At 61.7% G+C, this 21,214-nt stretch carries 20 protein-coding genes and 1 pseudogene; 12 read left to right on the top strand and 9 right to left on the bottom strand.

Going from position 1 to position 21,214, the window contains the following annotated elements:
* Positions 1 to 7: 7 nt before the first annotated feature.
* The 6 genes from F4U94_RS21080 to F4U94_RS21055 all read left to right on the top strand — a co-directional run bounded on the left by F4U94_RS21080 (position 8) and on the right by F4U94_RS21055 (position 9,252).
* A complete protein-coding gene (locus F4U94_RS21080) occupies positions 8 to 2,293 on the top strand; it encodes a TonB-dependent receptor (protein WP_120250565.1) in 2,286 nt (761 codons plus the stop codon).
* Positions 2,294 to 2,364: 71 nt separating this feature from the next.
* Positions 2,365 to 3,213 carry an alpha/beta hydrolase gene (locus F4U94_RS21075; RefSeq protein WP_120250564.1) on the top strand — a complete coding sequence of 283 codons (849 nt, stop codon included), beginning with the start codon at positions 2,365 to 2,367 and terminating at the stop codon, positions 3,211 to 3,213.
* Between the two features lie 28 nt (positions 3,214 to 3,241).
* Positions 3,242 to 4,546, top strand: coding sequence for a family 1 glycosylhydrolase (locus tag F4U94_RS21070; protein WP_120250563.1), 1,305 nt, complete (start codon positions 3,242 to 3,244; stop codon positions 4,544 to 4,546).
* 12 nt (positions 4,547 to 4,558) lie between these two features.
* A complete protein-coding gene (locus F4U94_RS21065; RefSeq protein WP_120250562.1) occupies positions 4,559 to 5,467 on the top strand; it encodes an alpha/beta hydrolase in 909 nt (302 codons plus the stop codon).
* The gene (locus F4U94_RS21060) at positions 5,464 to 5,907 is read left to right on the top strand and encodes a hypothetical protein (RefSeq protein ID WP_172598770.1); all 444 of its coding nucleotides are present in this window, start codon (positions 5,464 to 5,466) and stop codon (positions 5,905 to 5,907) included. The genes F4U94_RS21065 and F4U94_RS21060 overlap by 4 nt, the downstream gene beginning before the upstream one ends.
* 18 nt (positions 5,908 to 5,925) lie before the next feature.
* The gene (locus F4U94_RS21055) at positions 5,926 to 9,252 is read left to right on the top strand and encodes a glycosyl hydrolase (protein ID WP_150412205.1); all 3,327 of its coding nucleotides are present in this window, start codon (positions 5,926 to 5,928) and stop codon (positions 9,250 to 9,252) included.
* A gap of 3 nt (positions 9,253 to 9,255) precedes the next feature.
* Here F4U94_RS21055 and F4U94_RS21050 read toward each other — a convergent pair whose 3' ends face one another.
* The 5 genes from F4U94_RS21050 to F4U94_RS21030 form a co-directional block, all read right to left on the bottom strand.
* Positions 9,256 to 10,578: a DUF3422 domain-containing protein gene (locus F4U94_RS21050; RefSeq protein ID WP_120250561.1), complete on the bottom strand. Its 1,323-nt coding sequence runs from the start codon at positions 10,576 to 10,578 to the stop codon at positions 9,256 to 9,258.
* 86 nt (positions 10,579 to 10,664) lie between these two features.
* Positions 10,665 to 11,426 (bottom strand): TIGR02186 family protein, encoded by a 762-nt coding sequence (locus tag F4U94_RS21045; RefSeq protein ID WP_120250560.1) that lies wholly within the window; start codon positions 11,424 to 11,426, stop codon positions 10,665 to 10,667.
* Positions 11,426 to 12,340: a sulfite exporter TauE/SafE family protein gene (locus tag F4U94_RS21040; protein ID WP_120250559.1), complete on the bottom strand. Its 915-nt coding sequence runs from the start codon at positions 12,338 to 12,340 to the stop codon at positions 11,426 to 11,428. The genes F4U94_RS21045 and F4U94_RS21040 overlap by 1 nt, the downstream gene beginning before the upstream one ends.
* 57 nt (positions 12,341 to 12,397) lie before the next feature.
* On the bottom strand, positions 12,398 to 13,465 hold the full coding sequence (locus F4U94_RS21035; protein ID WP_120250558.1) for a hypothetical protein: 1,068 nt from the start codon (positions 13,463 to 13,465) through the stop codon (positions 12,398 to 12,400).
* Entirely contained in the window at positions 13,462 to 14,850 is a 1,389-nt protein-coding gene (locus tag F4U94_RS21030) for a glycosyl transferase family protein (protein ID WP_120252116.1), read from the bottom strand. The genes F4U94_RS21035 and F4U94_RS21030 overlap by 4 nt, the downstream gene beginning before the upstream one ends.
* Positions 14,851 to 15,007: 157 nt before the next feature.
* On the opposite strand from F4U94_RS21030, the gene nhaA reads away from it, so the two are divergent.
* The gene (nhaA, locus tag F4U94_RS21025; RefSeq protein WP_120252115.1) at positions 15,008 to 16,216 is read left to right on the top strand and encodes a Na+/H+ antiporter NhaA; all 1,209 of its coding nucleotides are present in this window, start codon (positions 15,008 to 15,010) and stop codon (positions 16,214 to 16,216) included.
* Positions 16,217 to 16,252: 36 nt separating this feature from the next.
* A complete protein-coding gene (locus F4U94_RS24650) occupies positions 16,253 to 16,507 on the top strand; it encodes a hypothetical protein (RefSeq protein ID WP_145986220.1) in 255 nt (84 codons plus the stop codon).
* Positions 16,508 to 16,530: 23 nt separating this feature from the next.
* Here F4U94_RS24650 and F4U94_RS21020 read toward each other — a convergent pair.
* A pseudogene (locus F4U94_RS21020) lies at positions 16,531 to 16,755 on the bottom strand (low affinity iron permease family protein); the annotation flags it as partial.
* A 199-nt stretch (positions 16,756 to 16,954) separates the two neighbouring features.
* On the opposite strand from F4U94_RS21020, the gene F4U94_RS25630 reads away from it, so the two are divergent.
* On the top strand, positions 16,955 to 17,449 hold the full coding sequence (locus F4U94_RS25630; RefSeq protein ID WP_150412204.1) for a tetratricopeptide repeat protein: 495 nt from the start codon (positions 16,955 to 16,957) through the stop codon (positions 17,447 to 17,449).
* A 139-nt stretch (positions 17,450 to 17,588) separates the two neighbouring features.
* On the opposite strand, the gene F4U94_RS21010 is transcribed toward F4U94_RS25630, so the two are convergent.
* The 3 genes from F4U94_RS21010 to F4U94_RS21000 all read right to left on the bottom strand — a co-directional run bounded on the left by F4U94_RS21010 (position 17,589) and on the right by F4U94_RS21000 (position 18,902).
* A complete protein-coding gene (locus tag F4U94_RS21010; protein ID WP_150412203.1) occupies positions 17,589 to 17,792 on the bottom strand; it encodes a hypothetical protein in 204 nt (67 codons plus the stop codon).
* Between the two features lie 77 nt (positions 17,793 to 17,869).
* Positions 17,870 to 18,079, bottom strand: coding sequence for a hypothetical protein (locus F4U94_RS21005; protein ID WP_150412202.1), 210 nt, complete (start codon positions 18,077 to 18,079; stop codon positions 17,870 to 17,872).
* Between the two features lie 481 nt (positions 18,080 to 18,560).
* Positions 18,561 to 18,902 (bottom strand): hypothetical protein, encoded by a 342-nt coding sequence (locus F4U94_RS21000; protein WP_150412201.1) that lies wholly within the window; start codon positions 18,900 to 18,902, stop codon positions 18,561 to 18,563.
* A gap of 161 nt (positions 18,903 to 19,063) precedes the next feature.
* Between F4U94_RS21000 and F4U94_RS20995 the strand changes: the two genes are divergently transcribed.
* The 3 genes from F4U94_RS20995 (at position 19,064) to F4U94_RS20985 (ending at position 21,092) form a co-directional block, all read left to right on the top strand.
* Positions 19,064 to 19,477, top strand: a complete 414-nt coding sequence (locus tag F4U94_RS20995; RefSeq protein ID WP_150412200.1) for a LexA family protein — start codon at positions 19,064 to 19,066, stop codon at positions 19,475 to 19,477.
* Positions 19,474 to 20,745 (top strand): Y-family DNA polymerase, encoded by a 1,272-nt coding sequence (locus tag F4U94_RS20990; protein ID WP_150412199.1) that lies wholly within the window; start codon positions 19,474 to 19,476, stop codon positions 20,743 to 20,745. Before F4U94_RS20995 ends, F4U94_RS20990 begins: the two co-directional genes overlap by 4 nt.
* A 92-nt stretch (positions 20,746 to 20,837) precedes the next feature.
* A complete protein-coding gene (locus F4U94_RS20985; RefSeq protein WP_150412198.1) occupies positions 20,838 to 21,092 on the top strand; it encodes a hypothetical protein in 255 nt (84 codons plus the stop codon).
* The last annotated feature ends 122 nt before the right edge of the window (positions 21,093 to 21,214 follow it).

Below are 21,214 nucleotides of genomic sequence, written 5' to 3'. Positions count from 1 at the left end.
GGACATCATGCGTAAGTTCAACCTGACCATCACGGCGCTCGCTGGTGCGAGCGTCATCGCCTTGGCCGTGCCCGCCTTTGCGCAGGACGCCACGCCGCAGCAGGCAGCAGACGCGGCGGACGCCAATTCGGACATCATCGTCACCGCCCAGCGCAAGGCTGAAAAGGTGACGGAGGTGCCCATCTCCATCACCGTCGCCAATCAGGCACAGCTGGAGCGGCAGCAGGTCAACACGGTCAACGACCTCAGCCGCGTCGCGCCCTCGCTGGAAATTCAGCAGGCGCCGGGCCAGAATACCGGCGGTGGCGGTGCCATTCGCGGTATCGGTACCCAGACCTTCTCGGCCGGCGCGGTCGCCTCGGTCGGCGTGGTCGTCGATCAGGTCAGCCAGGGCAATGCCAATATCTCCGACCTGTTCGATGTCAGCCGGATCGAAGTGCTGAAAGGCCCGCAGGGCACCTTGTTCGGCCTGACGACGTCCGCGGGCGTGATCAACATCACGACCAACGCGCCCGACCCCAGCGGATTTTCCGCGCGGGTGCGTACCGAATTGTCCAATGCCGGCACCGCCGGTTCGAAGTTCGGCAATCAGGTCATTCAGGGCGTCGTGAACATCCCGCTGGCATCCAATGCCGCCATCCGTATTTCAGGCGTCACCAATTTGCGCCAGGGCGTGAACAAGAACGCGCTGACCGGCGACTATAACGATAATGATCGTTATGGCGTGCGTGGGCGTCTGCTCTGGGAGCCGACCGAGCGGCTGACCGTCAACCTGATCGGCGACTATACCAAGAGCCGCGCCGAAAATGGCGGCGACTTCTTCACCTTCGTCCAGACCAGCGGTCCGGGCACGGCATTGGGCGGCCTGCTTCGAGACAGCGTCGGCATCACGGCCCGGCTCGCAAGCTGCGGCGTGACGCCGGGTGAGGGCAATCAGAAATATTGCTCCGGCTCTTCCTATGTCGGCCGCACGGAAAATTATGGCGGCTCGCTCCAGCTCGATTATGAGGCCGATCCGTTCACGCTGACGTCCGTCACTGCCTATCGCAAATCGAGCGAGACGGGCTTTGGCGCGGCCACCAACGTATTCCGTGGCGATCCGCTGGAATTGCAGGTCGGCAACGGTGCGGTGAACCGCAAGCTGAGCCTGTTCACGCAGGAATTGCGGATCAGTTCGCCTGCCGACCAGTTCCTGGAATATACTGCCGGCGTTTTCTATTCGAACCAGAAGCAGACACGCGATCCGGAAAGCCTGTCGGTGTCGGTAGTGCCGTTCCCCGGCCTCACCATCCCGATCGTGCGCAACCCCGGCGCCGATCTCGACATTCAGGATGAATCGCTTGCCGTCTTCGGTCAGGGTACCTTCCATCTGTCGCCCAGCCTGCGCCTGATTGCCGGTGGCCGGTACACGACCGATCGACTGTCGATGGATCGTTATGATTATTTCACGCCCGCCGATCCGTTCAGCCGCACCATATTGGACGTCCAGAAATTCTCCTGGCGGCTGGGTGCGCAATATGATCTGGCTCGCGACATGATGATCTACGCCACTGCATCGCGCGGGTTCAAGGGCGGGCAGATCGCCATCCCGTCGGCCCCTGCCAAGCCTTTCGTCGTGTTGCCCGAAATTCCGATGGCTTATGAAGCGGGCCTCAAGACAACCTTGTTCGGTGGCTGGGTCGCGGATCTCAGCGTCTTCTATCAGAAGATCAAGAATTTCCAGGCGCAGCAGTGCACCGTGGACAGCACCGCCGTTATTTCCTGCGTGCAAACCAACATCAATGGCGTGAAGTCGCGCGGCGCGGAAATCAACTTCTTCGGCAAGGTTTTCGAAGGCCTGTCGCTCAATACCGGCTTCATCTACGCCAAGGCGACCTACCCGACCAATTTCATCGGCACGGATGGCACCAATATCGGCGGCTCGCAGCTGGCCTATGCCCCCAAATATAAGTTTACGCTGTCGGGCGAATATGAAGCGCCGGTGACCGGTCGCCTCAATGGCTTTGTGGCAGCCGATACGGTGTGGAAGTCGCGGGTGCGCTATGAAGCCAATTCGAACAGCCTGACGACCTTCCGCTCGCACTGGTTGGTGGGTGGCCGGATCGGCCTTCGCACCGATGATAATCGCTACAGCGTCGCGGTGTTCGGTCGCAACCTCTTCAACGTGCATGAACCGTCGCTGATGCAGAGCGATTTCCCCTATACGACCGATCAGCGCGAGCAGAATATCGGTGCCATCTACGGCCCGCAGTCCTTCCGGCAGGTGGGCATCAGCTTCGACGCTAAGTTCTGATCTGACAGGGGCGTGGCGGGGCGATAGCTTTCGCCATGCCTGTTTGTGGTACGGCATATGAAAGGGGACGGATGAACCAGATCAGACAGGCCATCGCGGCGCTGGGTACCGACCTTGGCCCGCATGTTCTCGACCAGTGCCGGGCGTTGTTCGACGATGAGCAGATGGCGCTGCTGGCGCAGGTGCCGGTGTCCGTGGCGGATGTCTCCTATGGGCCGCACGAACGGCATCGCGTCGATATCTACCGACCTTTGGGTAGCGATCCGGCGCCGATCATCGTCTTCGTGCATGGCGGCGGTTTCCTGAAGGGTGACAAGGGCGGGGCGGATGCCTGGCCCAACGCCAATGTCGGGCGCATGGCGGCGCAGGCGGGTTTTCTGGGCGTCGTCATCAACTACCGGCTCGCGCCCGGTCATGTCTGGCCGGCCGGGGCGGAGGATGTCGCGTCGGTCGTCGCCTGGCTCAAGGATAATGTTGCGCAGCATGGCGGCGATCCCGATCGCATCGTGCTGATGGGCACGTCGGCGGGCGCCGTGCATGTCGCGGGCTATCTGAAGCGGGTGAGGGATCGCGATATTCGCGCCGCCATCCTGCTGTCGGGGCTATATGGCTATACGCCGCTCGATCAGCGGGACATGCTCTATTATGGCGACCCGGCGCTGTACCCTGAGCGTATGCCGCTGGAGGCCGTCGCCTCGACCGGTTTGCCGCTGCTGCTCGCCTGTGCCGAGTTCGATCCACCGCGCTTTCAGGCCGAATTTCTGGGGCTGATGCAGGATCGGCTCGACCGCCATGGCGCGATGCCGCGCGCCATCATTCAATCCGGCCATAATCATTACAGCATGGCCATGCATCTGGGCACCGCCGACCGGCGGCTGTCCGACGAAATCTGCGCCTTCGTGCGCGAAACCACTGCCTGACAATCATATAATCGGAGAGACGGATATCATGCTGGACCGCAGAACCCTTCTGGTCACCGGCGCAGCCGCCATGGCCGCCCCCGCCTTTGCCGCACGCAAAAGTGCCGACCCGGCTTTCCCCAAGGATTTTCTGTGGGGCACGGCCACCGCGCCGCATCAGATCGAGGGCAATAATATCGCCAGCGACCTGTGGTTTCTGGAAAACCAGCAGCCCACCGTCTTCAGCCAGCCATCGGGCGACGCCTGCAACAGCTTCGCGCTGTGGGAAACCGATCTCGACCTTGCCAAAGCGATGGGCCTCAACTGCTATCGCTTCGGCATCGAATGGGCGCGGATCGAGCCGGAGAAAGGCCTGTTTAGCCAGGCGATGTTCGACCATTATAAGGCGGTGATCGAAGGCTGTCGCGCACGCGGTCTGGCGCCGGTCGTGACCTATAGCCATTTCACCGCGCCGCGCTGGTTCAGTGCGCAGGGTGGCTGGACCAATCCGGAAAGCGCGTCGCTTTTCGCGCGCTATTGCGACAAGGCGACCCGCGCCCTGGGGCAGGGCATCCATAGCGTCATCACCTTCAACGAACCCAATATCCTGCTGCTGCTCAAGCCGATGTTGCCGCTGCAGGTGTGGGCCATTCAGAAGCTGACTCTGGAAACCGCAGCCAAGCGGCTGGGCGTGCCTAAATTCGTCAGTGCCAATGTCGCCGATGTCGAAGACCTGCCGGCGTTGCAGAAGGGGCTGCTGGCCGCGCATCAGGCGGGCAAGGCGGCGATCAAGGCGGTGCGGCCTGACCTGCCGGTTGGCATTTCGCTGGCCATGATGGACGATCAGGCGGTGGGCAAGGCGTCGGTGCGCGACCGCATGCGCGGCGAACTGTATGGCGAATGGCTGAACGTCGCGAAGGGCGACGATTTTATCGGCGTGCAGAATTACGAACGCGCACTGTGGGGCGACAAGGGCCGGTTGCCAGCACCCAAGGGATCGACCGTCAACTGGTCGGGCACTGAAGTCTGGGCGGGGTCACTGGCCGGAGCGGTCCGCTATGCCCATGAAGCGACCGGCGTGCCGATCCTGGTTTCCGAACATGGCGTCGGGACGGAGGACGACACGATCCGCGCCAAATTCATTCCCGAAGCGCTAGCGGGCCTGAAGGCTGCAATGGACGATGGGGTTCCGGTGCAAGGCTATTGCCACTGGTCGCTGCTCGACAATTTCGAATGGATTTTCGGCTACAAACCCAAATTCGGCCTGCACAGCGTCGATCCGGTGACGTTTGCCCGGACGCCCAAGCCCAGCGCCGGCGTCTATGGCGCCATCGCTCGCCGCAACGCGCTGTAAGGGAGGGATGCCATGACGCGTTTCGCTCTCATCGCCGCGCTGCTGATGGCTGCGCCGGCGGTTGCGCAGATGCCTGTCCCGGTCCCCGCGCAGGCGCCGGCCGAACCGAATGCTATCGCGCTCTATCCGCAGATGAAGGCACCCAAGGGATCGACAGAGAATTGGGTGCGCTTCGGCGAGGATCTGGCCGTTCGCAACGTTACCGTGCCTACCATCACCCCGGTTCTGCCCGATCCCGCCAAGGCGACCGGCGCAGCGGTCATCGTGGCGCCGGGCGGCGCCTTCATGCTGTTGTCGATGGAGCATGAAGGCTGGAGCGTGGCGCGCTGGCTGGCCGATCATGGCATTGCCGCCTTCGTCCTGAAATATCGGTTGAACCAGACCCCGGCAGATACCGCTGAGGCGTCCGCCTATATGGGCAAGCGGATGGCGGACTCGCTGCGCGATCCGACTGCCGCGCCGGGCATCACCGAACCGCGCGCCACGCTCGATGCGTTGGCCGCGCTCAAGTTGGTGCGAGGGGATGCGAGCAAATGGGGCGTCGATCCCAAGCGGGTCGGCATGATCGGTTTTTCCGCCGGCGCGATGACCACGCTGAATGCGACGCTGGAAGGGAAGGGGAGCGATCGCCCGTCCTTCATGGCTTATGTTTATGGTCCGATGCTGGCGCGCGATGTGCCGGCCGATGCGCCGCCGATGTTCGCGGCCATCGCCAATGACGACAGCCTGTTTCCCAATCCGTCCTACGCCCTGGTCGACAGCTGGCGACGCGCGCATGTGCCGGTGGAGCTTCACGCCTATGAGCGTGGCGATCATGGTTTCGGTATGGGCAAGCCCGACACCACGACCATGGGGCTGCTCCCGCAATTCCTGTCCTGGATGGAGATGCGTGGCCTGCTGAACGCGAAGGCCGGACAGTGACGACGCCGACCGTGTCGATCCGCCGGGAAGCCGGCATCAGCGTCGTCATCAATGGCGTGCTGAGCCTGGCTTTCTTCCTGGGCGTGTTCGGAACCGTGTCGCGTCCGCTCGGCTGGATGGCGCCGGACAATCTGGCGATCGATTTCGTGCCGCAAAGCATCGCGGTCGCGCTGATGAGCGCGCTGGTTCCCGCGCTGATCGCCCGCAAGCGGCTGGGGAATGGGTCGGCGCTGCGGCCGATCCTGATCCGCGCCGCATTGTTCGCCTTGGCCGGCGGCGTTCTGGGCGGATTGCTGGCTTTGTCGATCGGCGCGGTTGGATTGTCGACCATCGGCTGGGGCGCCGCCCTGGCGATTAAAATTGCTTATGGCGGCGCGCTCGGCGCGCTGGTCGCCACGCTGGCGCTGCGGCGATTTGTGCCGCCTGTCCGCACCGCCTGATAAAAGAGGATTGCCCCGATGACGTCCCGTACCCTTCGCCTTGTCGCTCTGCTGGCTTGCACCGTCCTTGCGACGCCCGTGATGGCGGACGAGCTGGCCGATGGCTTCCGCAATCCGCCCCAGTCGGCGCGGCCCCGCGTCTGGTGGCACTGGATGAACGGCAATGTGACCAAGGAAGGGATCGACAAGGATCTCGACTGGATGGCCCGCATGGGCATTGGCGGGGTACAGAATTTCGACGCCAGCCTGATGACGCCGCAGATCGTCAAGGAAAGACTGCCTTACATGACCGACGGCTGGAAGGATGCCTTCCGTCACGCCGTCCAGACAGCCGATGCCAAGGGGCTGGAATTCGCCATCGCCGCGTCGCCGGGCTGGAGCGAGACGGGCGGCCCCTGGGTCAAGCCGCAGGATGCGATGAAGAAGCTGGTCTGGAGCGAAACCGACCTGCGTGGCGGCCAGCGGCTGAATGGCGCATTGCCCGCACCGCCGTCCGTCACTGGGCCGTTCCAGAGTGCGAAGTTCAGCGATCCGCTGTCTGGCGGAGCCGAGAGCGGTCCACTTCCCAGTCATTATGCGGACGCACGCGTGCTGGCCTATCCGGTCGTCACGACGCTGCTGCCGCTACCCAAAGTGACGCAAGCCGATGGCAGCGCGATCGGCGCCACGCCCTTGCTGGACGACGATCTGGAAACCGTGGCCCAAGTGATGAAGGGCGACGCTGCCCATCCCGGCGCTCTGATCCTGGATTATGGCAAGACTGTCACCATTCGTTCGGCCAGCCTGTTCGTACCCCATGCCCGCCCACCTTTCGGCGATCCGGCCTATCGCCCCACATTGGAGGCGGAAACGGCGCAGGGCTGGGAGCCGGTCGGTCGCTTCACCCTGACCGAAGTATCCGCCACGATCGGTTTCGCGCCTGTCACGGCGCGGCGTTTCCGGCTTGTGCTTTCGCCCAATGATGCGCCCAAGTCGCCCGGATTGGGCGATGGCGCGCCCGGCGCGGTGATGATGGACGTATTTGCGCGTCCCGATAGCCCGACTTTGGGCATCGGCGACCTGCGCCTGTCGGCTGACGCGAAGATCGACCAATATGAGGTGAAGGCCGGCTTCGGGATTGTCCCGGATTATAATGCACTGAGCGAGGGGGGCGCCCCCAATGTACCTGCGATCGATCCGGCGACAATCGTCGACCTGACGGACCGTTTGCGGCCCGACGGTACGCTGGACTGGACCGCGCCCAAGGGTAGCGGCTGGCGTATCGTGCGCATGGGCTATTCGCTGACCGGCAAGACCAATCATCCCGCTACCCCCGAAGCGACCGGCCTGGAAGTCGATAAATATGACGCCGCCGCCGTCCGTCGTTACCTCGAAACCTATCTGGGCATGTATCGTGACACGGTGGGCGCGGACTGGATCGGGAAGAAGGGTATCCGTGCCCTGCTGACCGACAGTATAGAGGTCGGCGCGTCCAACTGGACCCCGCGCATGGTCGAAGAGTTCAAGGCGCGGCGTGGCTATGACCCGGTGCCTTTCCTGCCCGCGCTGACCGGCGCGGTGGTGGGGTCGCTCGCGCGCAGCGATGCCTTCCTGCATGATTATCGCCAGACGCTGGCCGATCTGTTGGCCGACGCCCATTATGGCACGGTGGCGAAGGTCGCGCATGAAAATGGGCTGACCGTGTATGGAGAAGCGCTGGAAAATGGGCGCCCGGTGCTGGGCGACGATCTGACCATGCGGTCCCATGCCGATGTGCCGATGGCGGCGATGTGGACTTTCAACCGGGGCGCTGCGCCGCGTCCGACGCTGATCGGCGACATGAAGGGTGCGGCCTCGGTCGCCCATATCTATGGGCAGAATATCGTTTCGGCGGAAAGCATGACATCGGCCTTCGCGCCCTGGGCCTTTGCGCCGTCGGACCTGAAGCGCGTCATCGACCTGGAATTCGTGTCGGGGGTCAACCGACCGATCGTCCACACGTCGGTGCATCAGCCGGTGGACGATAAGCTGCCGGGCCTCAGCCTCATGATCTTCGGCCAATATTTTAACCGGCATGAAAGCTGGGCGGACATGGCCAAGCCATGGGTCGATTATATGTCGCGTACCGGCTATCTGCTTCAGCAAGGCCGCGATCATGCTGACCTCGCCTATTTCTATGGCGAGGATGCGCCGATCACGTCGCTGTTCGAGCATGGCGTGCCGGCCGATTTGCCGACCCGCTATGCCTATGACTTCGTCAATGCCGATATCCTCGCCAACCGCATGAGCGTGGACAAGGGCGAGCTGGTGGCCGGCAAGGCCCGCTATCGCGCCTTGTACCTTGGCGGGTCCAGCCGGGTGATGACACTGGCAACGCTGCAGCGCATCGCCGCTTTGGTAGAGGCGGGCGCGACCGTCATCGGCAATGCGCCGGAACGGGCGCCGGGCCTTCAGGATGACGCCGCAGCCTTCAGGGCGCTGGCCGATCGTCTCTGGCGTGCCGGCGCTGTCGGCAAGGGGCGGGTCATCGCCAGTGAGGACGCCGAAGCCGCACTAAACAGTGCTGGCGTCGGCCCGGATTTCCGGATTTCTAGTGGTGCGACGGATGCGGACTATCGCTTCATCCACCGCAGGCTGGATGATGGCGACCTCTATTTCGTCAACAACCGCACCGACAAGGCGGGTCGGATCGAGGCGCGCTTCCGCGTGGTTGGCAAGCAGCCAGAACTCTGGCGCGCGATCGATGGGACTGCGACTCCCATATCCTATCGCACCGAAGGCGGTGAAACGGTGATCCCGATCGATGTCGGCGCGGAGGATGCTTTCTTCATCCTGTTCCGCAATCCGGCAAAGGCGCCCTCCGTTACGATCGCGTCCAAGTCGATCCGACAGGTCGGCACGCTTGCCAACCCTTGGACCGTCAGCTTCCAGACGGGGCGTGGTGCGCCAGCGAAGATTGCGATGCCGACGCTCACGCCGCTGGAGAGCAATGCCGACAAGGGCGTGCGCTATTTTTCCGGCATGGCGACGTACAATAGCCGCATTACCCTGCCCAAGGGGGTGAAGCCTGGTGCGCCGCTGTGGATCGATCTGGGCAAGATCGGCGACTTGGCAGAGGTGCGCGTCAACGGGCAGTCCGCCGGCACCACATGGTTCGCACCCTATCGGCTCGACATCGGCAAGCTGGTGAAGGCGGGTAACAACGAACTGGAAATCAAGGTCGCCAACCTGTGGGTCAATCGCCTGATCGGCGATCAGCAGCCCGGTGCGGAGAAGATCACCTTCACCGCCGCGCCGACCTACAAGGCCGATGCGCCGTTGCGTCCGTCTGGCCTGATCGGGCCGGTGCAGCTGTTCGCCGAGTAGGACTCAATGATCGGGCGTCTCGCCGTTTCGCAAGGGCGGCGGGCGCTTGACCTTTTTGATCTGGCGCAGGCCCAGAAACACGGCGGCGATGATGGCGGGGATCAGTGCCAGGTCGATCCAGCCGGGCAGATGTGCGCCCTGATGCTCGATCGCTTCCTTGATATGATGCCATAGGCCCAGCGCATAATAGCTGATCGCGACGACCGACAGGCCCTCCACCGTATGTTGCAGGCGCAGTTGCAAGCCGGTCCGGCGGTCCATCGATGCCAGCAGGTCGCGATTGCGGCGGGCCAGCGCCGTGTCGACCCGCGTGCGAAGCATGGCGCTGGTCCAGGCGATGCGTTGCGACAGATCCTCCAGCCGCCGACCGAACGCGTCGCAGGTGCGCATGGCGGGCAGAAGGCGGCGTTCGGTAAAATCGTCGAGCGAGCGATAGCCCCGGACCTGCGCCACCTCCAGTCGGCGGATGCGGTCGAAGCAGAGTTCGGCATAGGCGTGGGTGGCGCTCATGCGATAGCGCGTGCGGGCGACGATCTGGGCCAGTTCGGCACTGAGCGAGGACAGGGTTTCCAGCACGGCGTCCGCGTCGGCCTGCGGTTCCGCAACCCGGCTCGTCACGTCGGTCAGTTGCTGTTCCAGCTTCGCCAATATGGGGGTCGCCTGCTGCGCTTCGGGCAGGCCGAGCAGCGCGATCTTGCGATAATTGCCCAGTTCCTGAAGCCGCTGGACCAACAAGGAGGCTTCCGCACCCTCCAATCCCCGGTCATGGACGAGCAGCCGGCCAAAGCCATTGTCATGCAGGCGAAAGTCGGCCCATATGCGGGCGCGGCCCCGCGCCACATCGGAAATGGTCAGGTCGTCAGGCATGAAATAGGCCGCGACCGTCGCCTTGGTGGGTTCCTGCTGGGTCAGCGCGATCTGGGTCGATCGGATGATCCGGCCGGGAAGATGGTCGATCCAGTGGAATATCGAGGCGAAGGGGGACAGGTCGAACGGATCGCCATAGCCATCGGCGATGAAGCTGTAGGTGATGAATTCGCTATGCCGTTCCCAGGAAAAGCCGAGTGCGCCGACACGGCAGGCGAAGAAGCGATCGTCGCCATCGGGGGAGGGGGCGTCCGTTGGCAAAAGGTCGCGCAATGCGGCGATGCTGTCGCGGGCCTGCTGTTCATCGACGATCATCATGAATTGAACGGCGCGAGCCGGCGTGTCCATGCGGGGCATCTTGCGAATATGCATCTCGCGCGAGAGCGAAGCGCGCAGGGGATGGCTGCGCTGCGTCAGATCTGGAAAGGCGCCGTCACCTGTGCCCGTGCTGGCGTTCATATAAGGTCGTTTCCTCAATCTGCTGGCCCACAGGCTAATGGGCCTGTTGCGCTTGCCGCAATTGGACTGATCCAAAGAATAAGATGTCAGATGCGGCGGGCGATGGCGCCGGCGGCCCAGCCCATGCCGACCGCCATGGCGATCGCCACCAGGCCGTAGACGAAGGACCAATGTTCCGCGGCGCTGGCCATGAACTGTTCGAAGCCGGACTTGCGCACGGTGATGTCGCGGACGGCGGCGGCGACGACGCGGCCGTCCTGCACCAGGAAGGTTTCGGCGGTATAATCGCCCACGATAACGCGCGCCGACAGGGGCAGTCGGGCGCGGTAGAGGACGCCGTCGGTAATTTCCACCGTGCCGGGCCGTTCCACGAACAGGCCGGACCGGGCGCGCAGATCGACCAGCCCTGCCTGGAAGCGGGACAGTTCACCGCTCTCGTTCAACGACGAGGGGGAGAGCTGCAGCTTGTCGACGCCCAGTTCGTAGATGGCGGCGGTACGTTCATCGACGATCCGATCGATCGGGCGGGATGAGGCCATGGCGTAGAAGCTGGGTGCGGAGCGGAATTGGGCTTCATCGGCATTGACCCAGATGCCCGCGACCTTCTGTTTCTCGCGCATGGTGATCGACTGTTCCGGCCCTTTCAGCACCACGACGATGTCGGCTGGCTTTTCGGGGCGGCGGCCGTCGGGATAGACGATCGCGCCGAATAACAGCAGGTCCGCGCCGGTGAAGCTGTACTGGATTTCCACGTCGCGCTGCGACACATCGGGCACCAGTTGCGGTTCGTCCGCGCCGATCAGCAACAGGGCTGCGGGCAGGGCGATCAGGGCGGCGAGGCGACGCATCAGCCGACCTCGATCGTGTAGATTTCGTCCGGCCGCCAACCAAGGCCGAGCGCCATGCGTGCCGCAACCAGCAGCACGATCGCGGCGAGCAGGATGCGCAGATATTCCGGGCGGATCGACATGGAGATACGGGTGCCGACCTGCGCGCCGACGACGCTGCCGATCAGCAGCAGCAGGGCGAGCACCAGATCGACCGCCTTGGTCGTCATGGCGTGCATCATCGTCGTTGCCATGGTGACGAACAAGATCTGGAACAGGGACGTGCCGACCACTGACTGGGTCGCCATCCCCAGCAGATACAGCATGGCCGGCACCAGGATAAAGCCGCCGCCCACGCCCAGCAACATGGTCAGGATGCCGGTCGCCATGCCCAGCAGCAGCGGCGCGAGCGGCGAGATATAGAGGCCCGAACGGTAGAAGCGCCAGCGCATCGGCAGGGCTGCGACCAGCGGATGGTGCCGCCGCTTGCGGGCCGGGGGGCGCTTTCCGGTCTTGATCGCGATGAGGGCCTGAATCGATTCCTTGGCCATCAGGCCGCCGATGCCGCCCAGCATCAGCACATAGAGGATGCCGATGACGGTATCGATCTGACCCAGATATTGCAGCAGGCGGAAGATGAAGACGCCCATGCCGGCACCCATCACGCCGCCGGCGATCAGAACGCCGCCCATGCGGAAATCCACCGTGCCGCGCGACATGTGGGTGAACACGCCCGAGACGCTCGCGCCGGTGACCTGCGACGCGGCGGAGGCGGCGGCGACGGTCGGGGGGATGCCGTAGAAGATCAGCAGCGGCGTCGTGAGAAAGCCGCCGCCCACGCCGAACATGCCGGACAGCAGGCCGACCACGCCGCCAAGACCGATGATGACAAGCGCGTTGACCGACAGATTGGCTATAGGCAGGTAAAGATCCATGCCGGTCGGGGTTACCGCCAACCGACGACGATATAAAGTCGCGATAGGATGTTTGAATCAAAAATCCGCAGCCAGGGTGATGGCAAGGCCTGATCCCGGTCGTGCATCGCCGGCGATCCGTTGCCGCCATTCGACCGATAGCCTTGCGTTAGCCTGCGGCAGCGGGAGGCGGATCTGCATTTCCGGGCCGATGTCGAGGCGGCTGGCGCCGGGCTGCGCGCCGCCGGACAAGGCCGCGCCGAGGCGGATGGGGACGGCGTCGAGCGGTGTCGTCAGAGAAAATTTGCCGTCGATGAAGGCATCCCGTCGTCGAAAGCCGACGATGCCTGTCTGAACATAGGCTTCCCCCAGGATCGCGGGGGCGATCGTCTTCGGGCCAAAGCCGCCCACCGCCATCACGGCATTGGCGTCGCGGCCACCAGTGCCCAGGGCAACGCGGCGCTCCGCCGCCAGGGTGATGGGAATGGCGCGGGCAGGCTGCACGGACAGACCCAATGCGGCTTCGGGCGCGGCCGGGCGCTGGAGCGCGCGGGTCAGCCGGCCATAGGCCGTGACCCTGCTCGCGGCATGAGGAGCAATGTCATAGTCCAGTCGCACCCCGGCCTGCGATCCGCCCAGTTGGCTTGCCGGAAAAGCGCCATTCGCGGTGCCGCTGTCGGGCCGCCACAACAGCCATGCGCCGGCGCGCCATCGGTCGGTATGGGGTGGGCGGGCCGGCAAAGGCGGCGGGCTGGGCGTGGGGGCGTGGATGCCGCCGTCATTGCGGGCATGATCCTGAGGTGCATGGGTGAAGTCCGTCGCGGGGGCCACGAAATCCATCAGTTGGATCGGCATGCCATCGTTGTTGACGGATCTGGGGATGGCGGTGGCTTTCACAAAGCGCGTTGGCGGCAGCCTGTCAGGATCGCGCACCGCCATGGTGATTGTGTGGATCGGGCGCATGGCGGTCATGGCGCTGGCATTCAGGAGAGTGATCGGTGTCAGCACGAGCGAGGAAGACGGGTGATGAGGGCCGGGCGAGGGTGGTGGGACCGTGATGTCCGGGCCGAGCAGGCGGATGGCGATCCACCCTGCCAGCATCATGGCGAAGAAGCGCAAGGGGCGACCGCTTGCGCTGCGGGTCATGGCTCGGTCTTCAGATCGGGAAAGCTATGCTGGGTCTTGTCCCAGACGAGCGGTTTGCCGAGCAAGGATCCGGCGTAGAGGATGAGCGCGCGCTGCGCTGCCATTATGGTGATGAAATTGGCCAGCAGCGTGCGGGGGATGGATGTCAGGCCGTGACGCCAGCCATAGGCGCGCCCGACGAACAGCGCACGCATCGCGATACGCCAGACCAGAAGGGCGCTGTTGAACCAGATCAGAGAGGTGACTATCGGCGAGAATGGCAGCAGACGCAGGGGTGTCAGGAAGGCGACGAGGGCGATCAGGGATGTGAGGAAGAAGGTGATATAGGCGGCGAATAAAACCAGCGCCGCCAATGTCGCGCGGCGGTCGCGGATGCGCATCCACCATTCCGCCGGGCCGCCATGCCAGCCCATCCGATCCCACCCTGCCAATGAAATGCCCACCATCCAACGGGCCTTCTGCTTGACGGCGGCATCTATCCTGTTGGGGAAATATTCGCGGGTGGCCACGAGCGTGCCGGTCCGGTCGCGCATGCGGACGAACACGCCGCGGCCGCCCCGGTGCGCGATCTGCAAACCGGCTTCATAATCCTCCGTCAGGGAGGACGGATCGAACGGTCCGCCATAATCTGGCCTGACCAACTGTCCGAGCATATGTCGTTCAAATGCACAGGCGACGCCGGCGGACGGCATGGATGCACCCAGCGCCTCCCGCACCGTCAGGGCCTTTCCATGGTTCTCCGCAAATTCGTCTCCATAATGATTGCTGATGGCGCGGGCGAACCAGTTGCCGCGGCCTGGCAACGGCAGAACCGGCAACTGGACCAGGTCGAAACGGTCGATCATGAAATCGAACAGCCGAATTTCATCGGGATGGACGACGTCTTCGGCATCGTGCAGCAGGACGGCCTTGAACAATTGACCGCTGCGGGCCTCCGCATCCAGCATCGCGCGCCACAGGACGTTGAGGCAATCGGCTTTGGTCGTGGGACCGGGACGGGGATTGATGGCGACCAGGATTCGCGGTTCGTCGGTTGCGACAGGGAATATGACGTCCAGCGTTTCCGGATCGTTGGGGTAGACGCCCAGGAAGATTTGAAAGTCGTCATTCGGCCAGCAGGCAAGGGCGTGCCGCAGCATGGCGCCGATGACGTCGGCTTCGCGCCAGGCCGGGATGAAGATGGCGATACGGCCGGGCGATGGAGAAGGCGGCAGGGTAGCGGTGGTCATGCGCGGGTGGCGCCTGTAGACGGTCATGTCGCGCCAGCCGCGACGCAGCAGGAAGAGGAGGTCGACCAGCAAATCGTCCAGTCCGCCAATAGCCAGGCCGACGATGGCGAAGAGCAATATTTCGCGATGCAGGCCCATCAGGCCTGCGGTCAACATGTCCCCCAAAGACTTGACCCCCATACCCCGATGCGAAAGAGGATGGCATTTGCGTCACTATGTTCCAAGTGTTTTACGTATTTTTCGAATAATTATCATTCATTGTAAGAATTGGTGACGGCGCATCCTTTAAATGAGCATGGTGAACGGAGATAATATGAGCCGACCAGCCCCATCTGCATTGCGGACTTTCCTGACCGGCGAGATGGGCGGTGCGATGTTGTTGATGATGGCGGCTGCGGCGGCGATCCTGCTGGCCAATCTGCCGGGGGTAGCGGGGCATCTCTATCACGCCGTGCTGCATGCGCCGTTGGGGCCGATCCTGTCGCCGCGCATCGGGCCGATGACGCTGCATTTGTGGATCAATGACGGGTTGATGGCGATCTTCTTCCTGCTGGTGGGGTTGGAGATCAAACGCGAGTTTCTGGATGGAGGCCTGTCCAGTTGGAGCAAGCGGCGACTGCCCATAGTGGCGGCTGCGGCAGGTATGGCCGCGCCGGCACTCGTCTATATGCTGGTCACGGCGGGGCGCCCGGCGCTGGGCAATGGCTGGGCCATTCCCGCCGCGACCGACATTGCCTTTGCGATCGGCGTTCTGGCGCTGCTGGGCAGTCGGGCGCCGGCGTCGCTCAAACTGTTCCTGACTGCCGTCGCCATCGTGGACGACATGGGCGCGGTCGCGATCATCGCCTTGTTCTACAGCCATGGCCTCGATCTGGCGGCGCTGGCCGGAGCGGCGGGCGTTTTGGCCCTGATGGTCGCCTGCAACCGGGCGGGGGTGAAGATGTTGTCGCCCTATCTTCTAGGATTCTTGCTGTTGTGGTTCCTCGTCTTGCTGTCAGGCGTGCATGCGACCGTTGCGGGCGTGCTGGCGGCGATGACCGTGCCGTTGCGCCGCTCGCCGGGCGCACCCGATGCGGTGGACAGTCCGCTGCATAGACTGGAGCATGCCATCCATCCCTGGAGCGCCTATCTGATCGTGCCGCTGTTCGGTTTTGCCAATGCCGGGCTGAACCTTGGCAGCGATGCGCTGGCGGCGCTGTTCGCGCCTTTATCGCTGGGCGTGGCGCTGGGGCTGTTCCTGGGCAAGCAGGCCGGCATTTTCGGGGCGGTCTGGACTGCGGTTCGGCTGGGCGTCGCCGAGCGTCCGGCCGGCGCGAGTTGGGGGCAGGTCTATGGCATGGCTATGCTGTGCGGCATCGGCTTTACGATGAGCCTGTTCATCGGCGCGCTTGCCTTCCCCGACAATGCCCTGTTGGTGGAGGAAGCGAAGGGCGGAATATTGCTCGGGTCGCTGATGTCGGCCCTGTCGGGCTATGCAATGTTGCGCTGGATCGCACGTCCGGCCGCCTCCACGACGCGATAAGCGGGTTCGTCAACAGGTAGTGACAGTGCTATTCTAATGCCGCTGATGTTGCGAGTCGTGAGCGCTTTCGGCCGATCGACCAATCTCTACACTGTCATGTACGGGAGGAGGGCGACCATGGAGATGGATGTAAATTATCTGCTGCACCGCCAACAGATGTCTTTGATGCGGGCGCAAAGCTCGCGGTCCCAGAAGGGGCGCAATGCTTATGAAAATCTGGCCCAAAGCTATACCGACCGGATCGACGCGCATCGTCGCGAAAATGAGCAGCTGATTATTCGAGCGCATTGACCATCGGCCTGTGATCGGGTGCGTCAGCGGCGCTGGATCAACCTGTCGATCGCCAGGCGATGGGTTTCGTCATCGCCACATTCGTATTCCAGGGCGCTCTTGATCCGTTGCAGTTCCGCCTCGGTCAGATGTTCGATGCCGATGAAATCGTTGCGGGCGGTATCGACGGCGCGGATCAGTTCGTCCAGCTTTGCCTGAATGGCCGAGCCGTCGCGATTTTGCGCATTCTGGATCAGGAAGCAAGTCAGAGGGCTGTAGCAAAAACGCGAGGCGAAACATCCGCAGTTTTGCGGGGTTTGTGAACAAATATGCAATGTCTGACTTGGGTGGATTTCAGTCAGTCAGCTTTTGGGGCGATAACGGGCGATAGCTGACCTTGTGCGAAATAGACGTTCGGCAGCAATCGCCCCCCTTGTGGACGTTGGCATCTCGGTCGTTCCGTGCCAAATGGCTTTGATGGTGGACACCAGCGCCCTCTTCCGTATCGGTGACGCCGCTGAAGAGGCAGGCAATTTCGCACACGCCCGCAAGGCTTTCGAGCGTGGTGCCGCTCTCGGCGACGCGGACTGTCTTTGTCGATTGGCCTACCTGTTCGACACCGGCACCGGCGTTGAGGCCGACAAAGTTACAGCGATGCGGTTATACCAGCGCGCTTGGCGAAAGGAGCGGAACGTTACGGCAGGATCGAACATCGCAATACTTTATCGCGAGCGTAAGGACTGGCGGACCATGTTTCGTTGGTTTCAGCGGGTAGCGGAGACTGGAGACGGAAGCTCGCAGCTTGACATGGCTAAGTGTTACCTAAGAGGGCGTGGAGTGAAGCGCGACTTACAGGCGGCACTCCGTTGCTTGGCAGCTGCCGAAAGTTCGATCTTCATTTCCGAATACGAACGAGGCTTAGCCCGGCGGCTGCTATGGAAGCTACGCATTCGGTCCACATAGAGTCTTTTGGTAAAATCCGCCTATGTCCGCTTCCCACTAAGATTTCGTCATTCAGCCTTCTAAATGCCACCTGAATGAATGGCCGGTTCAAGGATTAAGATTATCTAGTGGACTGACCAAAAATGGTCGCTCGTTGCTGTTATCCTAGAAGGCCGACAAACGCGGCAATAGAAATGGCAAGGAATGCAGAATGGATAGCCCCAACAATCCAGAACCACATAGGATTGTCGATCCGATCCGGTTGGGGAACGCCAATGTGCGGAAGCGGCATCGTGCCGGTTGCAAATCCGAAGAAAAGCAATCCTCCGAAAATTGCAACGCCGATAAGGGCCGACCAGTTCATTGAAGCTGTTTAACGGCTAAATGCCGTGTCCGCTATAGGCGCACATTGTAGCAGGCTCGACAGTCTGCAAATGGTCGTTAACGCCTTGCCCTGCGGCGACCAAGAAAACCGAGTTCAAGTGCCACCCCCGCCCAGTAGGCAAGGATCATGACGAACAGTAGACGTTTATAGTCGGGGCGAAGCACCCCAAATGCCTCGCCTGCCATAAAGGCCATTCCCACCCAGACCGCGATGAAGAATATCGTGATGTGGGTGACGCTGAAAAGGGCATCTAACAAACGTTTCATGCCCGCTATCTAGCATGATTTGCGATGTCCGCTAAGCAGACCAGTAAGAGGTCGAATGAACGGCAAAAAATGGTCGTTTGTGGTCAACGCCGTTAGGCGGTCTAGGCTGAGCGAATATGGTTAATGGTATTCCTTAACAGGAAGCAAGTCAGAGGGTTGTAGCAAAAATGCTAATCCCGCAATTTCCTGACCAGACGCTTCCACTGGTCCTCGCTGCTCATCCAGTCCGGGTTATCTGGTCGGCGAGGCGAGGGAGCAAATCGTTCAGGATGGCCCCGACAGCGCGAGCAGCGCAAATGCGCTCCGACTGTTTCCATTGCGGTGTTCCATGCGTGGCATAGGAACCAACGATTGAGCTTCTTGGCATCGACTACTCCTGAGTGTCCGCATTTGCAGATGATGAAGAGATTGGCCTTTCGGCGTTCGTAATCACCGAGATTTTTGAGTGCGACGTTGGCAGACATGAACCCTGTTCAGCGTCTCACGCGGCTTTTGGTAGCGGCTCTGGCACGGCGAGTTCGCCGTCAAGGAATTGCCATGTCCTAGCTCGGTCCTTGCTGCCGCGACCCGTCAGTTCCAGCTTGTAGTGTTCCGGTGACGGTTCGTCCTCGTCCACCGGCACTAGCAAATAATTGAGGGTCAGGGTGCCGGTCTTTTTGCCGTCCATCGACAGCGCGTAATTGATGTCGCTGCCGTCGGACAGGTCTTCCATGCTCATGCCAAGGTCTTTTGCGACCTCCACGAAGCCGTTGAAAGGTCCGTTTTTCGCATGAAGGCTGATGTGAGCGGCAAGCGCACTAAAGGCCTCTTCCAGCTTATCCATTTCATGTTCCAATCCGAGTCGAGTTAATGACCGCATGAGAACAAATGTGGAACAGTATGGCAAGGAAAATGACATTCCGAAGGCGGAACAAAAAAAGAACAAATGACCAATCGGTTTGATCGGACTATGCCGGGTCAGGTGTCTGATTCGGTGCCTAAGTGATGTTTGAACCCATACCCATCCTCATAGCCATGCCTGATTTGCCGATGCTGATGATCAGCGCGTCGGCCGGTTTTCCGTCGCCTGCTCAAGATGACATGGAAGAGCCGATCAATCTCGCGGACTGGCTGATCGAGCATCCAGCAGCGACCTACATCATGCGCGTAGAAGGCTATTCCATGGTCGGCGCTGGTATCACCGATGGTGATTTGATCGTCGTCAGCCGGGCGAAGAAGCCTGTGCCAGGACACATCGTCGTCGCTCTTGTGCATGGCGATCGGACGTTGAAGCGGCTGCGCCGTCGTGAAGGCCGTCTCTGGCTAGTGCCGGAAGCAGAAGGCTATTCCGAAATCATCGTTGACGAGCATGTTGAGATATGGGGTGTGGTCGTAGGACTGGCCCGCAAATACGCATGAGCGCACCCGTCGCCCTGATCGACTGCAACAATTATTATGTGTCCTGTGAACGAGCGTTTGATGCAAGCCTTGTTGGCGTCCCGGTCATCGTGCTTTCGAATAATGATGGCTGCGCGATTGCCCGATCCGGCGAGGCCAAGGCGCTTGGCATCAAAATGGGTGATCCGGTTCACCTGATCCGCGACAAGATCAAGGCGCACGGCATCCGCGTCCTGTCATCGAATTACGCGCTCTACGGCGACATGCAGCGCCGGGTGGTTGCCGCGATTGAGCCGTTTGCGCGCGATTTCGAAATCTACTCGATCGATGAGACGTTCGTAGATTTTGCGGGGTTCGAGCATCTGGATTTGGCTGCTCATTCCAGAGAAATGCGCGAACAGGTCAGGCAGTGGACCACCATTCCAACTTGTGTGGGCATCGCGCCGACAAAGACGCTCGCCAAGCTGGCGAATGCAGCAGCGAAGAAAAACCAACTATTCGATGGCGTGGCTGATCTGCGTGATGAGGGTATCCGCAAATGGGTGCTGGACCAGTTCGAAGTCGGCGATGTCTGGGGCGTGGGTCGGGCTACGGCTGAGAAGCTGGCAGCGCTCGATATCAAGACGGCTGGGCATTTGCGGGACATGGCTCTGAAACATGCGCGTGGGATCGGCGGCGTGGTTCTTGAGCGCCTGATTGCTGAACTGCGCGGCGTCCCCGCTAGCGCCATCGAAACTGTTGAGCCTCAACGCAAGGGCATGGCTGTCACGCGGTCATTTGGAACGCCTATCACCGATTTGGACATGCTCATGGGTGCCGTCACACAATATGCGATGCGCGCCGGGGAGAAGTTGCGACAGCATGGCTTGGTCGCTGGCAGGCTGACTGTGTTTTTCCATACCAATCGGCACAAGCAGGATCGACCCCAATACAGCGCGACACGAACGCTTGGAATGCAGCCCATGACCAACGATGGTCTGACGATGCTGGCTTATGCTCGCCGCGGCGTGGAGAGCGCATGGCGTGATGGTTATGGGATCACCAAGGCAGGCGTGATGCTGGAAGACCTGATGGATGCTGATAAACGACCGCTGACGCTGTTCGAAGAAAGTAGTGAGCGCCGGGACCGGCTCATGGCTGCGATGGATGAGGTCAACAGTCGGTTCGGGAAATTCAAAGCCGTTCCGGCAAGTCAGGGCTTCAAGCAAGAATGGAAAGCGCGTTCAGATAGCAGATCGCCGAATTACACAACGCGGATTGCGGAAGTGCCGTCTGTAAAAGCCCGTTGACCGGACTTGTGGATATAGACAGAGGCGATCATCAACAGGCTTGTGATGGAAAGCTGACTGGATAGGGTGCGCGTTCGGAAACGGAGGGCTGAGTGGAGGCATTGGTCATACTTGCGGTGATTTTCGCCATCGCATATTTTGTAGGAAGCTCGCGTAACGGAACTTCCGAGAACAAAGGAAGAGAAGCCATCGCGCAAGAGGCTTTGAGACGGTCGATTATTCAAAGCGCCGTGAAAGTCCAATTTGATCGGCTCGAAAACGAAATCAACGCTCACATCGACACGCTGCGGAAAAAATATCAGATGCTCGTCTTTACAGACGATTATGGGCGAGAAAATAAAATGTAGAGGGCGGTGACAAACCAGGCCAATGTAACGCCAGCGATTTGCTGAGCGTGGCGGTTTAAAAACCAGCCATTGGATAGGTTGCTCCTTTTAAGGGGGGTGGCCGGGGATGTTTGCCGTGGAGA

This window comes from Sphingobium limneticum, from assembly GCF_008710155.1.
Lineage (GTDB): Bacteria > Pseudomonadota > Alphaproteobacteria > Sphingomonadales > Sphingomonadaceae > Sphingobium > Sphingobium limneticum.
This window is presented reverse-complemented; position numbering and strand designations above follow the sequence as displayed.